Annotated in this window: 12 protein-coding genes; 2 read left to right on the top strand and 10 right to left on the bottom strand. The window is 67.4% G+C overall.

Annotated elements, in window-relative coordinates:
• Positions 1 to 166: 166 nt before the first annotated feature.
• The 5 genes from LQG66_RS24200 to pcaF form a co-directional block, all read right to left on the bottom strand.
• A complete protein-coding gene (locus LQG66_RS24200; RefSeq protein ID WP_231318173.1) occupies positions 167 to 1,876 on the bottom strand; it encodes a flotillin family protein in 1,710 nt (569 codons plus the stop codon).
• Positions 1,877 to 1,883: 7 nt separating this feature from the next.
• Complete coding sequence (locus tag LQG66_RS24195; RefSeq protein WP_231318172.1) at positions 1,884 to 2,549, bottom strand: OB-fold-containig protein; 666 nt, start codon at positions 2,547 to 2,549, stop codon at positions 1,884 to 1,886.
• 22 nt (positions 2,550 to 2,571) lie between these two features.
• Entirely contained in the window at positions 2,572 to 3,741 is a 1,170-nt protein-coding gene (locus LQG66_RS24190; protein ID WP_231318171.1) for a PspA/IM30 family protein, read from the bottom strand.
• A 385-nt stretch (positions 3,742 to 4,126) separates the two neighbouring features.
• Positions 4,127 to 5,020, bottom strand: coding sequence for a dioxygenase family protein (locus LQG66_RS24185; protein WP_231318170.1), 894 nt, complete (start codon positions 5,018 to 5,020; stop codon positions 4,127 to 4,129).
• A gap of 132 nt (positions 5,021 to 5,152) precedes the next feature.
• Positions 5,153 to 6,361: a 3-oxoadipyl-CoA thiolase gene (gene pcaF / locus LQG66_RS24180; protein WP_231318169.1), complete on the bottom strand. Its 1,209-nt coding sequence runs from the start codon at positions 6,359 to 6,361 to the stop codon at positions 5,153 to 5,155.
• A 553-nt stretch (positions 6,362 to 6,914) separates the two neighbouring features.
• Between pcaF and mutS the strand changes: the two genes are divergently transcribed.
• Positions 6,915 to 9,647: a DNA mismatch repair protein MutS gene (mutS, locus tag LQG66_RS24175; protein ID WP_231327914.1), complete on the top strand. Its 2,733-nt coding sequence runs from the start codon at positions 6,915 to 6,917 to the stop codon at positions 9,645 to 9,647.
• 375 nt (positions 9,648 to 10,022) lie between these two features.
• On the opposite strand, the gene LQG66_RS24170 is transcribed toward mutS, so the two are convergent.
• The 5 genes from LQG66_RS24170 to LQG66_RS24150 form a co-directional block, all read right to left on the bottom strand.
• Positions 10,023 to 10,829 carry a hypothetical protein gene (locus LQG66_RS24170; protein WP_231318168.1) on the bottom strand — a complete coding sequence of 269 codons (807 nt, stop codon included), beginning with the start codon at positions 10,827 to 10,829 and terminating at the stop codon, positions 10,023 to 10,025.
• A gap of 218 nt (positions 10,830 to 11,047) precedes the next feature.
• On the bottom strand, positions 11,048 to 11,557 hold the full coding sequence (locus LQG66_RS24165) for an OsmC family protein (RefSeq protein ID WP_231318167.1): 510 nt from the start codon (positions 11,555 to 11,557) through the stop codon (positions 11,048 to 11,050).
• 58 nt (positions 11,558 to 11,615) lie between these two features.
• Positions 11,616 to 12,401 carry an ABC transporter ATP-binding protein gene (locus LQG66_RS24160; RefSeq protein ID WP_231318166.1) on the bottom strand — a complete coding sequence of 262 codons (786 nt, stop codon included), beginning with the start codon at positions 12,399 to 12,401 and terminating at the stop codon, positions 11,616 to 11,618.
• Positions 12,401 to 13,246, bottom strand: coding sequence for an ABC transporter permease (locus LQG66_RS24155; RefSeq protein ID WP_231318165.1), 846 nt, complete (start codon positions 13,244 to 13,246; stop codon positions 12,401 to 12,403). The genes LQG66_RS24160 and LQG66_RS24155 overlap by 1 nt, the downstream gene beginning before the upstream one ends.
• A gap of 301 nt (positions 13,247 to 13,547) precedes the next feature.
• Positions 13,548 to 14,522 (bottom strand): aliphatic sulfonate ABC transporter substrate-binding protein, encoded by a 975-nt coding sequence (locus LQG66_RS24150; protein ID WP_231318164.1) that lies wholly within the window; start codon positions 14,520 to 14,522, stop codon positions 13,548 to 13,550.
• 195 nt (positions 14,523 to 14,717) lie between these two features.
• Here LQG66_RS24150 and LQG66_RS24145 point away from each other — a divergent pair, with 195 nt between their 5' ends.
• Entirely contained in the window at positions 14,718 to 17,513 is a 2,796-nt protein-coding gene (locus LQG66_RS24145; RefSeq protein ID WP_231318163.1) for a [protein-PII] uridylyltransferase, read from the top strand.
• The last annotated feature ends 75 nt before the right edge of the window (positions 17,514 to 17,588 follow it).

Below are 17,588 nucleotides of genomic sequence, written 5' to 3'. Positions count from 1 at the left end.
CCGGCGCGCTTGAGGCTATCGTCGGCTCACCCCACTCGGTTCTCTGCGTATGAGTTGCGCGCAGAGACTGCACCTCATGGGCGCCCCACTCATGATGTGCCGGGCGGGGGCGGTGGCTCCTCCAGCGCCGCCCCCAGCCCCCGGGGGTCTTCCCCAGATCCGCGAGCTATGATGACGGCGCCGAGACCGGCAGCGGTTCGATCTTCGCAGCACCTGCAGCGCCCTTCGCCTCCGCCTTCGGCAGGATCACGCCCGTCAGCGTCTGCACCGGGTCATCGCCCGGCTTGAAGCCCGACTGCACCAGGATCTCGTCGATCAAGGGCTTCAGCGCATGCACGCGCAAGAGCTCGCCGGCGAGGCCTTCGCCGAAGCCGACATTGCCGCCGCTGCCGCCATTGCCGTTGCCGCCGAACGCGCCGCCGGTGTGCAGGATGCGGACGTCCTTCAGGTTGGCGATCGGCTTCACCATCTCGCCGAGCGCCGCCGGCATCGTCGCGATGCGCTGCTTGGCGAGTTCGAAATCGATCACGTTGCTGCCGAGCTTGTTCTGGGCCTCGTTCTTCATCAGGATCACGGCCGCTTCCGCCTCGCCGATCTGGCGCACGCCGACCGCCTTGATCTTGTTGGCCTCGGCTTCCGCTTCGGCGAGCGTCTTGGCCGCCGCGCCGCGATCGACCGCCGCACGCTTTTCGGCTTCCGCCGCGACCGTAATGCCGGTGGAGCGCTGCTCGGCTTCCTTGCGCGCCGCCATGACCGCGGTCTGACGTTCGCGGTCGGCGATCTCGATGGCGCGCGCGGTCGTCACCTTTTCCTCCGCGGATACGGCCAGCGCCTCGGCCGCCTTGGCCACCGCCCGGGCCTCCGACGTCTCCTTGCTCTTGGTCGCGATCTGGATGTCGTTGTCCTGGGTCGCGATCTGGATCTCGCGGTCGGCGTCGGTCTTGCGCCGGTTGATCGCCAGACTCGATTCGATCGCGGCGGTCTCGCGCACCTTCAGCGCTTCCGCCTCGCGCTGGGCGATCTTCTGCTGCGCCTCGATGCGGGCGTTCTCCTCGGTCTGCCACGCCGTCTGCGTCGCGCTCGCCACCTCGGCGCGGGTGCTCGCGGTCTTGTTGGCGATGTCGCGCTCCTGGCTGAGCTCGGCCTCCTTCTTGGTACGCTCGATCTCGAGCGTCTGCTGCCTGGCCTGCAGATCCTTCTGCGCGATCGCAACCTCGTTGTCGCGCACGATCGCGTTGCGATCGCGCCGCCGCGTCTCGGTCACCGTCTTCAACAGCGTAAGGCCTTCGGCGTCGAAGAAATTTTCCGCGTTGAAGAAGGAAATATCGGTCTGGTCGAGCTTGGTCAGCGACACCGATTCCAGCTCCAGGCCGTTCGACTGTACGTCGGCCTCGACCGCCGCCTGCACGTGCTTGACGAAATCGGACCGCTTCTCCTGCAGGTCCATGAGCTCCATCGTCGCCGCGACCGAGCGCAGGCCGTCGACGAATTTGGCCTCGACCTGGTCGCGCAGTAATTCGGCGTTGTTGGTGACGGCGCCGAGCGTCTGCGCTGCGAGCGCGATCGAATCGACGTCGGGCTTCACGCGCACGTAGAACTCGGCGTCGATGTCGACGCGCATGCGATCCTTGGTGATCAGCGAATCCTTCTTCGAGCGTTCGACGCGCAGCCGCAAGGTCTTCAGGTTCACGCGGGCGATCGAGTGGAAGATCGGCAGCACCACGGCGCCGCCGTCGAGCACGACCTTCTTGCCGCCGAGGCCGGTGCGCACGAAGGCCTCGTCGCGGGTGGAGCGATGGTAGAGCACGGCAAAGACGGTCCCGAGCACGACCAGCAAGGCGACGCCGACCGTGGCGGGGAGAACGAGATCGATCATGATGAGATCACTTTCTGGACAAACGATCCGGTTGTGACGGAGTGAGCTCGTCGGCTGCGGCGATTGCCACGAAGCGGCCGCCCTTGCGGTCGACGAGAAGAACGGATGCGCCCTCGGGCAGCGGCGGCGAGTCCGGTGCCGCCGAGGCCGTCACGGTGTGCCAGTTGCCATGGATGTCCCTGACGCGGACGCGCCCGGGCAGGCCCTGGTCGAGCGGGCCGACCGCGACCTCGCCGGTGCGGCCGACGAGATCGGAGAGACCGACCGCATAGCTCTCGTCCTGCGGGATCAGCCGCGCTGCATAGCGCGTCGAGCTGCGCAACAGCGGCACGGTTACGATCGCGGCGAGCACGCCCGCGGCCGACGGCGGCAGCGCCGCCGCGATCAGCCGCGCGACATCCTGGATGAGGAAGCCTAGCATCGAGAAGATGCCGAGCGCGAGCAGGATGCAGATCATCAGCGGCACGCCGCCGACATTGATCCAGGACAGCACGTGGCTGATTGAGCCTCCGTTGCCGTCATGGCCGAGATCGACGGTCTGGCCGAGCAGCTCGCTGATCGACAGGCCGATGAGCATCGAGCCGACCTCGACGCCGCCGACCAGGACGATCATCATGGCGGCCACGGCGAAAGGCCGCACCTCCGGTTGCATGAAATGGTCGACGATGTTCATGGGCTGACGCCCCCGGCCCGGTTCAGTTCTGCGACTTCAGCCGCGCCAATCGCTCGGCGATGTCCTTGTCGCGCTGCAGCTTCGACAATTCGTCGATGTCGGGTGACGGCGTGATGCCCTCCGGCACGCCGGTCGCGCGGGCGATGACGCGGGACGCACGCGCCGCCTTGGCGAGGCCGGCATCGCCGCCCTTGCGCGCGGTGGCGACCGGATGCGCCACGGCCGCTTCGCTGCGTTCGAGCTCGGCGAGACGTGTCTGCGCATCCTGCAGGCTCGACAGAACAGCGCGCAAGGTCGTCAGCACCGCATCGATCCGCTCGGCATTCTCGTCGATCGCACGGGACAGCACCTCGAACTGCGCTTCGAGATCCATCTGCCGGGCGATGCCGGCGCGGGCGAGATCGTCGCGGCTCTCAGAAATGGCGATGCGGATCTGCTCGGCCAGCACCGTGGTCTCGCGCTCGATCTCGGCGCGGCGCGCGTTGAGCCGATACTCCTCGGCACGCGCGTGGGACAGGCTGTCGCGCGCCTCGCGCTCGGCCTGCTCGATCTCGCGGATCGCCTGCTTGACCAGCGCGACCCGGTTCTTGTCCTCGGCCTTCTCGATGGCGCCATAGGCGATGCCGGCGATGAGTCGCCCGGCGCGTGACAGGAGCGTGTCGGGGGCCGGCGCGTGTTCGGCGAGCATGACGTGGTCCTTTCCTGGGCTGAGATTGGGATGCGAGCTGGCGCTGACGCCGAAGTGGATTTCGAAGTCGCCTTTATCGGTGCGCACCAGTTGCGCCGGCGTCGCGTGGGTCCAGCCGGCGGCGTAGCCGGTGACCTCGAACGGAATCGTGAAACGGCCGAGCGCGGTGCCGAGGGACAGCGTGCCGGCGTCCCTGACATTCACCAAACGGTCATCGAGCGGCAGCCGCGGGTTCGCTGCGGCGCGGAAGGCCGTGCGATCGCGCAGGCCGAGCGTGACGAGCCGCGACGGCAGCCGGGTCGCTTTCCGGATCGGCTCATAGGCATGGCCATGCAGCGCGACGAGATTGGCGCCGATCCCTTTCGCTGCTGCGATCGCGTCGAGCATGTCCATCATCCGGGCATAGTCGGCGAAGGTCGACTCGATCGCCGCTCGCGCTTCGGGAGCGAGGAGCAGCCGGTACCGGAGAGTCCTATCGTAGTGGGATAAACCCATGGGGAACATGAAAGCACGGATTTCGTGCTTTTGCAATTGCCCGGGGAACCCAGGGGAGCACCACGTTTCCGTGACCACGCCGAACGCCATGCACATGCGGTTATGTCGCGCCGAGCCTGCTGGACGTTTGACGGCCAGCGAACAATCTCTGGTGATCGTTAAGAGGACTGGTCGCGGCGGCGCCAAATGCGCAGCAGTGGCGTGCAACGTCGCTGCGAACTCGCGAGGCACGTGCAGTCGCCTAACGGACGCAGTGGCCGATCAAAGCAGGGCTATCGCATATGAGGATCGGGCTTTGGCCAGATCTCTCACGCCGTCATGGCGGGGCTTGCCCCGGGATGACGAGTAACTACTCAGCGCGATCGCTCGTCGCCACCGTGGAAGAATGGCTCTGCTACTTGATCGGCGCCCGCGGCAGCACGGTGTCGCCGGCTTCCATCCGGTAGACGTGATCGAGCGAGTACCACGGCGCGGTGACGTCGGCGTCCATCGGGTGCGGCTCATCGTGCCGGATGAAATTGCCGAGCAGCGCTTTCGTCACGCCGAACTGCACGTCGCTGTCGATGTGCGGGTCGTTGGGGTCGTAGACCTGTGAGATCAGCACCTTGAAGCCTTGCTTGACGATCAGCGCATGCAGATGCGCGGGGCGGAATGGGTGGCGATGCTGCGCCTTCAGCAGCCGGCCGACCACGCCGTCGGTCGGAATGGGATAGCCGACCATCATCACCGAGCGAAACCAGAAGCGGCCGTCGGCATCGGTTAAGAGCTTGCCGCGCAGGTTCATGTCGGCCTGATCGGGGTCCTGGTTCTCGTAGTAGCCGACCGGCGAGGCGTGCCAGACGTCGACCTCGGCGCCTGCGATCGGCGCACCCTGGGGATCGACCACGCGTCCGTGCACGAACAGCGCCGGGCCCGGCGTTGCCGAGCGCACGATCGAGCCGCCGTTCTCGGTGCGCGGCGAGTTCAGCCGCCAGAACGGGCCGAGCAACGATTGCGCCGTCTCGGTGTTGCCGCCATCGCCATTGTTGAGCAAGCAGACCAGCGGCGAGACGCCGAGCGAGCCGGCCATCAGCACGACCTCGTTGTGGGTGTCGTTGGTGCGCTGGCCGAGCTCGGCGATAACAGCGGCGGCCTCGCGGAATTCGGCCTCGGTCAGCCTGACGTCGCGCACGAAGCCGTGCAGGTGCTTGACGAGAGAGACCATGATCTCGCGCAGCCGCGGATTGGTGGTCTGCTCCATCACCGCCAGCACGGCCGGCGTGACGTCCTGTTCGCGGGAGATGGTCATGGCGATGCTCCAGGCAGCTTCCCCTCATGGTGAGGAGGCGCGAAGCGCCGTCTCGAACCATGAGGCCACTGCGGGGCCTCATCCTTCGAGACGCCCGCCAAGGGGGCGGGCTCCTCAGGATGAGGAGTGATGTCAGTTGATCTTCTCGATCGCCAGCGCGACGCCCTGGCCGACGCCGACGCACATGGTGGCGAGCGCGCGCTTGCCGCCGCGCACTTCCAGCCCGTGCACCGCGGTCAGCGCCAGGCGGGCGCCGCTCATGCCGAGGGGATGGCCGAGCGCGATGGCGCCGCCATGCGGATTGACGAAATCGGCATCGTCGGCGACGCCGAGCTGGCGCAGGCAGGCGATGCCCTGGGAGGCGAACGCTTCGTTCAGCTCGATCAGGTCGAAATCGGTGATCTTGAGGCCGAGCCGCTCCATCAGCTTGCGCGTCGCCGGCACCGGGCCGATGCCCATGATGCGCGGCGGCACGGCGGCGGAGGCGAGGCCGAGCACGCGCGCGCGCGGCGTCAGGCCGTGCTTCTTCACCGCGGCTTCAGAAGCCAGGATCATCGCAGCGGCGCCGTCGTTCACGCCAGAGGCGTTACCGGCGGTGACGGTGCCGGGATTGCGCACGATCGGCTTCAGCTTGGCGAGAGCTTCCAGTGTGGTCTCGGGGCGCGGATGCTCGTCCTTGTCGACGGTCACAGGTCCGGCCTTGCCGCCGGGCACGGACACCGGCGTGATCTCGACGGCGAAATAGCCCGAGGCGATCGCCTTGCCGGCGCGCTCCTGGGAGCGGATCGCGAACGCGTCCTGATCGGCGCGCGACACCTGGAATTCCTCGGCAACGTTCTCGCCCGTCTCCGGCATCGAATCGACGCCGTACTGCTGCTTCATCAGCGGGTTGATGAAGCGCCAGCCGATCGTAGTGTCGAAGATCTCGGCCGAGCGCGAGAACGCCTCGGTCGCCTTGCCCTGCACGAACGGCGCACGGGTCATCGATTCGACGCCGCCGGCGATCGCGAGATCGACCTCACCGGCGCGGATCGCGCGGCCCGCGGCGCCGACCGCGTCGAGGCCGGAGGCGCAGAGCCGGTTCAAAGTCTGGCCGGGAATGGAATCGGGAAGACCTGCGAGCAGGATCGCCATGCGGGCGACGTTGCGGTTGTCCTCGCCGGCCTGGTTGGCGCAGCCGAAGAACACCTCGTCGACCGCGGCCCAGTCGAGGTTCGGATGTTTGGCTTTCAGCGCCTTGAGCGGGGTCGCCGCGAGATCATCGGCGCGCACCTTGGCGAGCGAGCCGCCGAAGCGGCCGATCGGGGTCCGCACCGCATCACAAATATAGACGTCTCGCATCGCTCTCTCCCGGGATCTCAATGTTTCTGGTCGATGTTGACGGCGGTTTTAGGAGTGCGCCGGGGGCAGGTCAAATGACGGGCGCGCGGGGTGGTATGCGTGGAGAATGGCGTAAACGTGCCGTTTCGACGGGGTTGGTGCGCCCCCTCCCCCGCTTGCGGGGGAGGGCTGGGGTGGGGGCCAGCCCCAAGCGAGAATCTTCGTGCGGAGTGACTTCCCCCACCCGCATAGCATCTTCGATGCGACCTCCCCGCGCGCGCGGGGGAGGTGCAAAAGCCGCCACCGTCCCAGATTTGCTGCAGACCCCGCCTCAAATCTCGCCGTCATTCCGGGGCGGCGCGCGACAGCGCGGCGAGCCCGGAATCCATTGGGCTTCACGACCCGCCGCACGATGGATTCCGGGCTCGTGCTGCGCAGGCCTCGGAATGACGAAGGGAGAGACCTGCGATGATCTCGGGCGGACCCCATCCGGGAGGTTTTGCCAACGTGGAAAACCGGGACATCGCCTGCAAAGCGGTAGGACCGTCCGGGCAAATTGGCTAGTTTCCGCGCCATGACGATCCAGCAGCCTATCCCCGCTTCGGTTCCGCCCGATGCCGCGCCCGCCGAGGCGCCGGCCAAGCTCACGCCGATGATGGAGCAATATCTCGAGATCAAGGCGGCCCATCCGGGACTGATGCTGTTCTACCGGATGGGCGATTTCTACGAGCTGTTCTTCGAGGACGCGGAAGTGGCCTCGAAGGCGCTCGGCATCGTCTTGACCAAGCGCGGCAAGCATCTGGGCCAGGACATTCCGATGTGCGGCGTGCCGGTCGAGCGCTCCGAGGACTATCTGCACCGGCTGATCGCGCAGGGCATACGCGTCGCCGTCTGCGAGCAGATGGAGGATCCGGCCGCGGCCCGCGCGCGCGGCAACAAGAGCGTGGTCAAGCGCGGCGTGGTGCGCGTGGTGACGCCGGGCACGCTGACGGAAGACAACCTGCTCGATGCGCGCGCCAACAATTATCTGTTGTCGATCGCGCGCAGCCGCGGCTCGTCCGGCGGCGACCGGCTGGGGCTCGCCTGGATCGACATCTCGACTTCCGACTTCATCGTCACTGAATGCGCGTTCGCCGAGCTCACCGCGACGCTGGCGCGCATCAATCCGAACGAGGTGATCATCTCGGACGCGCTCTATTCGGACGCGGCGTTCGAGCCGGTGCTGCGCGAGCTCGCCGCGGTCACACCGCTGACGCGCGATGTGTTCGACGGCGCGACCGCCGAGCGAAGGCTGTGCGACTATTTCGCGGTCGCCACCATGGACGGGCTCGCCGTGCTGTCGCGGCTGGAAGCGACGGCCGCCGCCGCCTGCGTCACCTATGTCGAGCGCACGCAAGTCGGCCAGCGCCCGCCGCTGGCCCCTCCCGCGCGCGAGGCGACCGGCAGCACGATGGCGATCGATCCGGCGACCCGCGCCAATCTCGAACTGACGCGCACGCTCGCCGGCGAGCGACGAGGCTCGCTGCTCGACGCGATCGACTGCACCGTGACCTCGGCCGGCTCGCGGCTGCTGGCGCAGCGGCTCGCCGCGCCGTTGACGGAAGCGGCGCAGATCGGGCGCCGCCTGGATGCGGTCGCCACCTTCGTCGCCGATGGCGCCGCGCGGGAGGACATCCGCTCGATCCTGCGCGGCGCGCCCGACATGACCCGGGCGATGGCGCGGCTCTCGGTCGGCCGTGGTGGCCCACGTGATCTCGCGGCCTTGCGCGACGGCATCCTCGCCGCCGACCAGGCGATGGCGCGGTTGTCCGCGCTCGACCAGCCGCCGCAGGAAGTCGCATCCGTGATGACGGCGCTGGCGAGGCCTGCGCGTGCGCTGGCGGACGAATTCGCCCGCGCGCTCGACGAGCAGCTGCCGCTGATCAAGCGCGACGGCGGCTTCGTCCGCGCCGGCTACGATGCGACGCTCGACGAGACGCGCAATCTGCGCGACGCCTCCCGCCTCGTCGTCGCCTCGATGCAGGCGCGCTACGCCGACCAGACCGGCGTGAAGGCGCTCAAGATCCGGCACAACAACGTGCTCGGCTATTTCGTCGAGGTCACCGCGCAGCACGGCGACAAGCTGATGTCGGCGCCGCTCAACGCGACATTCATTCATCGCCAGACGCTCGCCGGCCAGGTGCGCTTCACGACATCAGAGCTCGGCGAGATCGAGGCCAAGATCGCCAATGCCGGCGAGCGCGCGCTCAACCTGGAGCTCGAGATCTTCGATCGCCTGTGCGGACAGGCGCTTGCGATCGGCGACGATCTGCGTGCCGCAGCCCACGGCTTTGCGATGCTCGATGTCGCAACCGCACTGGCCAAGCTCGCGGTGGACGACAACTACGTCAGGCCGGAGGTCGACGGCTCGCTCGGCTTTGCCATCGAGGGCGGCTGCCATCCCGTGGTCGAGCAGGCGCTCAGGCGCGAAGGCCAGCCGTTCATCGCCAATTCCTGCGATCTGTCGCCGACGCCGGGACACAAGAGCGGCCAGCTGTGGCTGCTCACCGGTCCGAACATGGCCGGCAAATCGACCTTCCTGCGCCAGAACGCGCTGATCGCGTTGCTGGCACAGATCGGCAGCTTCGTGCCGGCGAGCCGCGCCCGCATCGGCATCGTCGACCGGCTGTTCTCGCGCGTCGGCGCCGCTGATGATCTCGCGCGCGGACGCTCGACCTTCATGGTCGAGATGGTCGAGACCGCGGCGATCCTCAACCAGGCCGGCGAGCGCGCGCTCGTCATCCTCGACGAGATCGGACGCGGCACCGCGACCTTCGACGGTCTGTCGATCGCGTGGGCCGCGATCGAGCATCTGCATGAGAGCAACCGCTGCCGCACTTTGTTCGCGACGCATTACCACGAGCTGACGGCGCTCGCAGCCAAGCTGCCGCGGCTGTTCAACGCCACGGTGCGGGTCAAGGAATGGCAGGGCGACGTCGTGTTCCTGCACGAGGTGCTGCCGGGCTCCGCCGATCGCTCTTACGGCATCCAGGTCGCGAAGCTTGCCGGCCTGCCGCCGGCCGTGATCAGCCGCGCCAAATCGGTGCTGGCCAAGCTGGAAGCGCAGGACCGCGGCCAGAGCGCGCGCGTTCTGGTCGACGATCTGCCGCTGTTCGCGGTGCCCTCGCGCGCGGCGATCGAGCCCACGATGTCAAAGGAAGCGAAAGAGCTGATCGCCGCGGTGAAGGCGCTGCATCCGGACGAGATGACCCCGCGCGAGGCCATGGACGCGCTGTATGCGCTGAAGACGAAGTTGGGCAAGAGTTAGTTTGTGTCTCCGTCATTCCGGGGCGCGCGTCAGCGCGAGCCCGGAATCCATCTCACGACAGCGCATGCGGCCAAATGGATTCCGGGCTCGCCGCCTTCGGCGTCGCCCCGGAATGACACTGAGTGTGGTGCGGCGGAGTCGCTCAAAATGCGCCTGTCATTGCGAGGCGCACTTGCGCCGACGGCGTCCGCCGAAGCCCATTGGGCGTAGGCGGAAGCAATCCAGAGTCCTGGCCCCGCCCCTGGATTGCGTCGCTTCGCTCGCAATGACGGCTGAGACCTACAGAATTCGTAGGGTGGGCAAAGACGCGAAGCGTCGTGCCCACCATTTGCGTCGCGCGATGGGAGTCGGTGGGCACGCTTCGCTTTGCCCACCCTACGCAATCTGCTGCTTTGCGACTTTCCGCCGCCCCATCCACCACAGACCGAGATTCCAGCCGACACAGGTCGCGAGTGCGCCGCTGAGGCCGAAGGCGGCGCCGAGGTGCAGGCTGCCGAGATGCAGCACGACGACGGCAAGCGAGAAGCCGATCAGGCCGTAGGCGCCATTGGCCAGCACGGCCGCGGTTGCCGGGCCGCCGATGCGCGGCTGCAGGATCAGCATCATCGAGGTGAACACGATCGGAAACAGCGCCAGCATCCCGGAGACGCCGGGGCCGGCCCAACCGGACACCGAGGTCACGGTGGCCACGAGCGCCGCCACCAGCGAGGCGCGCAGCGGCACGTCGTACCAGCGCCTGGTGATCAGCGGCATCTTCGCGTGGCGATAGCGCTGCAGCAGCGGCAGGCAGATCGCGAAGGTCACGACGTTGGCGACGATGCCCATCGCGAGCGTCCACTGCACGCTCTTGATCAATGACGCCAGGCCTAGCCACACCGCAACCGCCGTGGCGCTCGCCACCAGCACGCTGTGGCGCTGCGCCAGCACGGCATAAGCGAGGCTGAGAAAGATGGTCGCGGCGTTGATCGGCAGGCTGGTCAACGCGCCCTCCGCGATGAAGGCCGCGTCATGATCGAGCGCCAGGAACACGTAGGTCGGCCCCGCCGAGATCGGCAGGGTCGCGACCAGCGCACCGATCACGGGACCCGTGCGCTCGGCGATCATCGAGGCCGACACCACGAACGAGGCGGCAATCGCCATGCGCAGGGCCAGCAGCAGCAGGAAGGCGGGATCGAGGGACATCAGCTCATGCGGCGCGGGCGGTGTGCTCCCTCCCCCGCCTGCGGGGGAGGGTCGGGGTGGGGGCGCGGCTCGGGTGGTGTTGACGTACGCGCCGAGTGGAGAGAATTCTCCCACCCGCCTCGCACCTCCGATGCGAGGCGACCTCCCCCGCACGCGGGGGAGGCGCGGACTGAGCAAGCCTCAACAGCTTGTCATCGTCAGCGGCAGGGCGAAAGCAACTATACCCGCTTCATGCTTACCGCGGTCTTCGGGCCGTTCTTGATGGTCTGATAGACCACGCAATAGCGCTCGGTGAGCTTCAGCAGCAGGTCGAGCTTGTCCTGTGGCGCATCGGTATCCACCTCGAAGCGCAGGCGGATCTCCTCGAAGCCGACAGAGGCCTCCTTGTCGACGCCGAGCGTGCCGCGGAAATCGAGATCGCCCTCGGCGTAGACATGCCCGCTCTTCAGCGGCACCTCGACCGCGGTTGCGACCGACTTCAAGGTGACGCCGGCGCAGGCGACCAGCGCTTCCAGCAACATGTCGCCGGAGCAGAGCTCGAGGCCGGAGCCGCCGGTGGCCGGATGCAGGCCGGCGACCGCAAGCGCGCGGCCGGTTTCGAGCTTGCAGGTCAGGCCATCGCCGCCGACCTCGCCCTTGGCCTTCAACGTGATCACGGCAGCGGAAGGATCAGCCTTGTAGCGCTCCTTGATCGGCGCCTGCATGGCGCGCAGCTCTGCAGCATCCATTTGTCGTTCTCTCCCGGATTCATTTGCCGGAGAGATGTACCGGGCGACAGCGCCGCTGTCACCACCACAGGCCGCCGCTGGCGTCACGCCTGCCCTGCGCATCAGGCATCGTCCGGTCGAGCGAGCGGTCCAACGCGGTCAGCACGTGGCGCTTGAACTGGTCGAACAGCGGCGCATTGCGGTCGCGCGGCCGCGACAGGTTGACCGTGATCTCCTCGAACAGGCGGCCGGGATGCGGCCGCATCACCAGCACGCGGTCGGCCAGCACCACCGCTTCCTCGACGTCGTGCGTGACCAGAACGAGCGTCGGGCGCGTGTCGGCCCACAGATCCAGCAGATGGTCCTGCAGGTCCTTGCGGGTGAAGGCATCGAGCGCCGAGAACGGCTCGTCGAGCAGCAGCACCTCGGGCTGCGCCACCAAAGCGCGGGCGATCGCGATCCGCTGCGCCTGCCCGCCGGACAATTCGCGCGGCCAGACCTTGGCCTTCTCAGTGAGGCCGACCCGGGCGAGCGCGCGCGCGACACGGTCGCGGCGCTCCGCGGCCGAAAGCTCGGCGAGGCCGAAGCCGATATTGTCGGCGACCGACAGCCACGGCAGCAGCCGCGGCTCCTGGAAGATGATGCCGACTTTGGGATGCGGCGCAATGATCGCCCCGCCGTCGAGCGTGACAGTGCCGGCGCTGGCGCGATCGAGCCCGGCGACGGCGCGCAGCAGCGTCGACTTGCCGCAGCCGGAGCCACCGATGATGGCGATGATCTCGCCGAGCTGGATCTCGGCCGAGAACCGCTCCAGCGCGTGAACGCCGTTGGGATAGACCTTGGTGACGGATGCGAGCTGCAGCATCAGGCGGCTCCGCTCTGGCGTGCAAAGCTGTCCTGCCAGCGGAGCAGCGGCGCGGTGGCGGTCTCGAGCAGCCAGTCGGTGGCCTTGCCGATGATGGCGAAGATCACGATCGCGGCGACGATCTGCGCCGGCTTGCCGAGCTGCTGGCCGTCGATCAGGAGATAGCCGAGCCCCTCGGAGGCGCCCATGAACTCGGCGGCGACGACGAACATCCAGCCCAGGCCAAGGCCGACGCGCAGCGAAACGACATAGGCCGGCAGCACGGCCGGCAACAGGATGCGACGGATCATGGCCGGCCCCGACAGGCGGAAGATGCGGCCGACCTCGACGATCTTGCGGTCGACCGACAGGATCGCGCCGGTCAGCCCGAGATAGACCGGAAAGAACACGCCGACCGCGATCAGCGCCACCTTCGAGGTCTCGAAGATGCCGAGCCAGAGGATGAACAGCGGCACCCAGGCGATCGACGGGATCGCGCGCAATGCCTGGATGGTCGGATCGACCAGCCGGCGCGCGACGCCCCAATAGCCGCAGATGCCGCCGAGCAAGGTGCCGGCGACGACGCCGAGGCCGAAGCCGACCCCGACCCGGGTCAGGGTGGTGGCGATGTGGCGGGTGAGCTCGCCGGAGCGGGCGAGCTCGGCGATGGTGGTGAAGACCTTCGACGGCGGCGGCACCAGGCGGCCGTTCGACCAGCCGGCCCAGACGGCAAGCTCCCAGGCCAGCGCCAGCGACAACGGCAGCAGCAGCCCGAGCAGCGGCCGCGCCAGGCGCGTGAGCCGTGGCGCGCGGGCGGTCTGGGGTGTGGCGGCAGCCGGCGCCTGCAATTCGACGGTCATGGTCATAGTGAGAACAGTGTCTCGCGCGGGATTGCAAGGCGTGGCGATGCTGCGGTTGGTGCGAGGGTGGCCAAGAGCGACGCCAAGACACCGGTGTCGTCCCGGCCTCCGCGCCGCGACCCATACTCCGCGGGCGGTCGTTGCGAGACGAGTTGCCGCTCCAGCGTGCTCAACAACAGGCTTCGCGGAGTATGGGTCCCGGATCGGCGCCCGCCAACGCTGGCGCGTTGGCAGGCTTGTCCGGGACGACACCGTTGTTTTGTCTAGAGCAGTGGTCGTGTCTGCTACATGCAGTTCTTCGTGCGTTCTAATTCGTCGGCAGCGGCACCTGGTCGTCGATCAGCGCATCCAACGTCGCCTTGACGTCGACCTTGGCGTCGACGACGCCGGCCTGCTGCAGCGCCAGGCCGGCGGCGAGGATCGACTCGCGCTGGGCTGCGCCGATGCGGCTGTGGGTCAGCTCGGTGCGCTCCTTGAGCTGCTTGTCGACGACGGTCTCCGGCAGCTTGGTGACGGTGATGAAGGTCTTCTTCAGATCGTCGTAATTGGCCAGCGCATCCTTGCGGGCGACTTCATACGTCGCCAGCACGCGGCGGACGATGTCGGGATTGTCCTTCAGGAACTGCTCGCGCACGTTGAGGATGCCCCAGGTGTTGGCGTCGGCCTTGCGGTAGAACAGCCTGGCACCCTCCTCGACCTCCGCCTGCGCCATCATCGGATCGAGCCCGGCCCAGGCATCGACGTCGCCGCGGATCAAGGCGGCCTTGCCGTCGGCATGCTGCAGCAGCACCGGCGTAATGTCCTTGTCGGTGAGGCCGGCTGACAGCAGCGCCCGCACCAGGAAGATGTGCGGATCGGTGCCGCGGGTCACGGCGACGCGCTTGCCCTTGAGGTCGGCGACGGAGGCGATCTTGGAATCCTTGGCCGTGACCAGCGCGGTCCATTCGGGCCGTGAATAGACGTAGATCGACTTGATCGGATTGCCATTGATCCTGGCGACCAGCGCCGCGGAGCCCGCGGTCGAGCCGAAATCCAGCGAGCCGGCATTGAGGAATTCGAGCGCCTTGTTGGAGCCGGCCGACTGCACCCAGACGATGCTGATGCCGTCCTTGGCGAACTCCTTCTCCAGCAGCCCCTTCTGCTTCAGCACCAGCGACACCGGATTATAGGTCGCCCAGTCGATGCGGAGCTCCTTCACCGGCTCCGCCGCCCGTGCAGTGCCCCATCCCAGTAGGAACACGGCAGCAAGCCCCGCAAATCCGCGCCTCGACAATCCACGCATCGTCAACCCTCCAGGCCATATAAACATCATCGTTGTTTCAATGAGTTATGGCAGGGGTCACCGAGAATTGCTTTGTCTTTCGATCGCCCGGGCCAGAACGATCATCATCCATCGACGGCCAATGACAGCATGGATTGATTGTTGCATTGGAAGTTTGGTGACAGCACAGGCCTTGTTCGATATCCGATTGCATCCATGGACAACGTCGCCACAGATTCCAGACTCGAGAGCCTGCCCGATTTCGACAGCGCCGGTATCGCGGCTGCGGTCGATGCGCTGGCAGCGCAGCATTCCGGTCGCGAGGACATGTTCCGCGCCGCCGTCGTCCAGTTCCTCAAGGCCGAGCTGGTCAAGGCACGCACGGCGGCCCAGGCCCAGCTGCTGAATGACCGTCACGGCCGGCGCTGCGCCGAGCGGCTCTGCTTCGTGCAGGACGAGATCATCCGCATCCTCTACGCCGCGGCAACCGGGCACCTCTACCGCTCGCAGGTGCCGAGCGGCGCCGAGCGCATGGCGGTGGTCGCGACCGGCGGCTATGGCCGCGGCCTGATGGCGCCGGAATCGGACATCGATCTGCTGTTCATCCTGCCCTACAAGCAGACCGCCTGGGGCGAGCAGGTCGCCGAAGCCATCCTGTATTCGCTGTGGGACATGGGCCTGAAGGTCGGCCATGCCACCCGCTCGGTCGACGAGTCGATCCGCCAGGCGCGCGGCGACATGACGATCCGCACCGCCATCCTGGAGACGCGCTATCTGGCCGGCGACCGGCCGCTCTACGACGAGCTGGTGGCGCGGTTCGACATCGAGGTCGTCCAGGGCACGGCGGCCGAGTTCGTCGCCGCCAAGCTCGCCGAGCGCGAGGAGCGGCATCGCCGCGGCGGGCAGTCGCGCTACCTGGTCGAGCCCAACGTGAAGGACGGCAAGGGCGGCCTGCGCGACCTGCACACGCTGTTCTGGATCGCGAAATACGTCTATCGCGTGCGTGAGACCGCGGAGCTGGTCGAGCGCGGCGTGTTCGACGCGCACGAATACCGCACCTTCCGCCGCTGCGCCGACTTCCTGTGGTCGGTGCGCTGCAACCTCCACTTCGTCAGCGGCCGGCCCGAGGAGCGGCTGTCGTTCGACCTGCAGCGCGAGATCGCCGTGCGGCTCGGCTACACCAGCCATCCCGGCCTGCAGGACGTCGAGCGCTTCATGAAGCACTACTTCCTGGTCGCCAAGGAGGTCGGCAACCTCACCGCCATCCTGTGCGCCAAGCTCGAGGATCAGCAGGCCAAGCCGGCGCCGGTGCTGAGCCGGGTGATCTCGCGGCTGAAGACCGGCACGACCTGGCGGCGGGTGCCGGAAAGCGACGATTTCATCGTCGACAACAACCGCATCAACCTCGCCGCACCCGACGTCTTCAAGCACGATCCGGTCAATTTGATCCGCATCTTCCGGCTGGCGCAGAAGAACAACCTCGCCTTCCACCCCGATGCGATGCGCGCGGTGACGCGCTCGCTGAACCTGATCGACACCGAGCTGCGCGACGATCCCGAAGCCAACCGGCTGTTCATGGAGATCCTGACCTCCAACGACGCCGAGGTCGTGCTGCGGCGGATGAACGAGACCGGGGTGCTCGGCCACTTCATCCGCGCCTTCGGCCGCATCGTCTCGATGATGCAGTTCAACATGTATCATCACTACACGGTCGACGAGCATCTGATCCGCTGCATCGGCTTCCTGCAGGAGATCGAACGCGGCGGCGTCGACGAATTCGTGCTGGCAAGCGACCTCATGCGGAAGATCCGCCCGGAGCACCGCGCCGTCATCTACATCACCGTGCTGCTGCACGACGTCGCCAAGGGCCGCCCCGAGGATCATTCGATCGCGGGCGCCAAGGTGGCGCGGCGGCTGTGCCCGCGGCTCGGCTTCAACAATGCCGATACCGAGCTGATCGCCTGGCTGATCGAGGAGCATCTGACAATGTCGACGGTCGCGCAATCGCGCGATCTGTCCGACCGCAAGACGATCGAGAACTTCGCCGCCGTGGTGCAGTCGGTCGAGCAGATGAAGCTGCTCACGATCCTGACCACCGCCGACATCCGCGGCGTCGGCCCGGGCGTCTGGAACGGCTGGAAGGCGCAGCTGCTGCGCACGCTGTATTATGAGACCGAGCCGGTGCTGACCGGCGGCTTCTCCGAGGTCAACCGCGCCAAGCGCATTACGGCGGCGCAGGCGGAGTTCCGCAACGCCTTCACCGACTGGCCCGCAGACGAGCTCAACACCTATATCGGCAGGCACTATCCGGCCTACTGGCTCAAGGTCGAGCTGCCGCGCAAGATCCGTCATGCCCGCTTCGTGCGCGCCAGCGAGGATGCCGGGCACAAGCTCGCGATCAATGTCGGCTTCGATCCGGCGCGCGGCGTCACCGAGCTGACGATCTTTGCGATGGACCATCCGTGGCTGCTATCGATCATCGCCGGTGCCTGCGCCTCGGCGGGCGCCAACATCGTCGACGCCCAGATCTACACGACGACCGACGGCCGCGCGCTCGACACCATCGCGATCTCCCGCGAATATGAGCGTGACGAGGACGAGGCGCGCCGGGCGACGCGGATCGGCGAAACCATCGAGCAGGTGCTGGAAGGCAAGCTGCGGCTGCCCGACGCGGTGGCGCGCCGCGCCACCCGCGGCAAGCAGCACAAGGCGTTCTCGGTCGAGCCGGAAGTCACCATCAACAATCAATGGTCCGAGCTCTACACGGTCATCGAGGTGTCCGGCCTCGACCGCCCCGGCCTGCTCTACGAGCTGACGACGGCGATCTCGAAGCTGAACCTCAACATCGCCTCGGCCCATGTCGCAACCTTCGGCGAACGCGCCCGCGACGTGTTCTACGTGACCGATCTACTGGGCGCGCAGATCAGCGCACCGACCCGGCAGGCGGCCATCAAGAGCGCACTGCTGCATCTGCTGGCGAGCGACGAGACGGCGACACTGCCGGCGGCGTGAGCGGGCGTACTGGCGGGTTCAGGTCGAACCGCCCGATGAAGAAACGATCAACGCGGGGCCCGGCCGGTGCCGCCC

It is taken from the genome of Bradyrhizobium ontarionense (assembly GCF_021088345.1).
GTDB lineage: Bacteria > Pseudomonadota > Alphaproteobacteria > Rhizobiales > Xanthobacteraceae > Bradyrhizobium > Bradyrhizobium ontarionense.
This window is presented reverse-complemented; position numbering and strand designations above follow the sequence as displayed.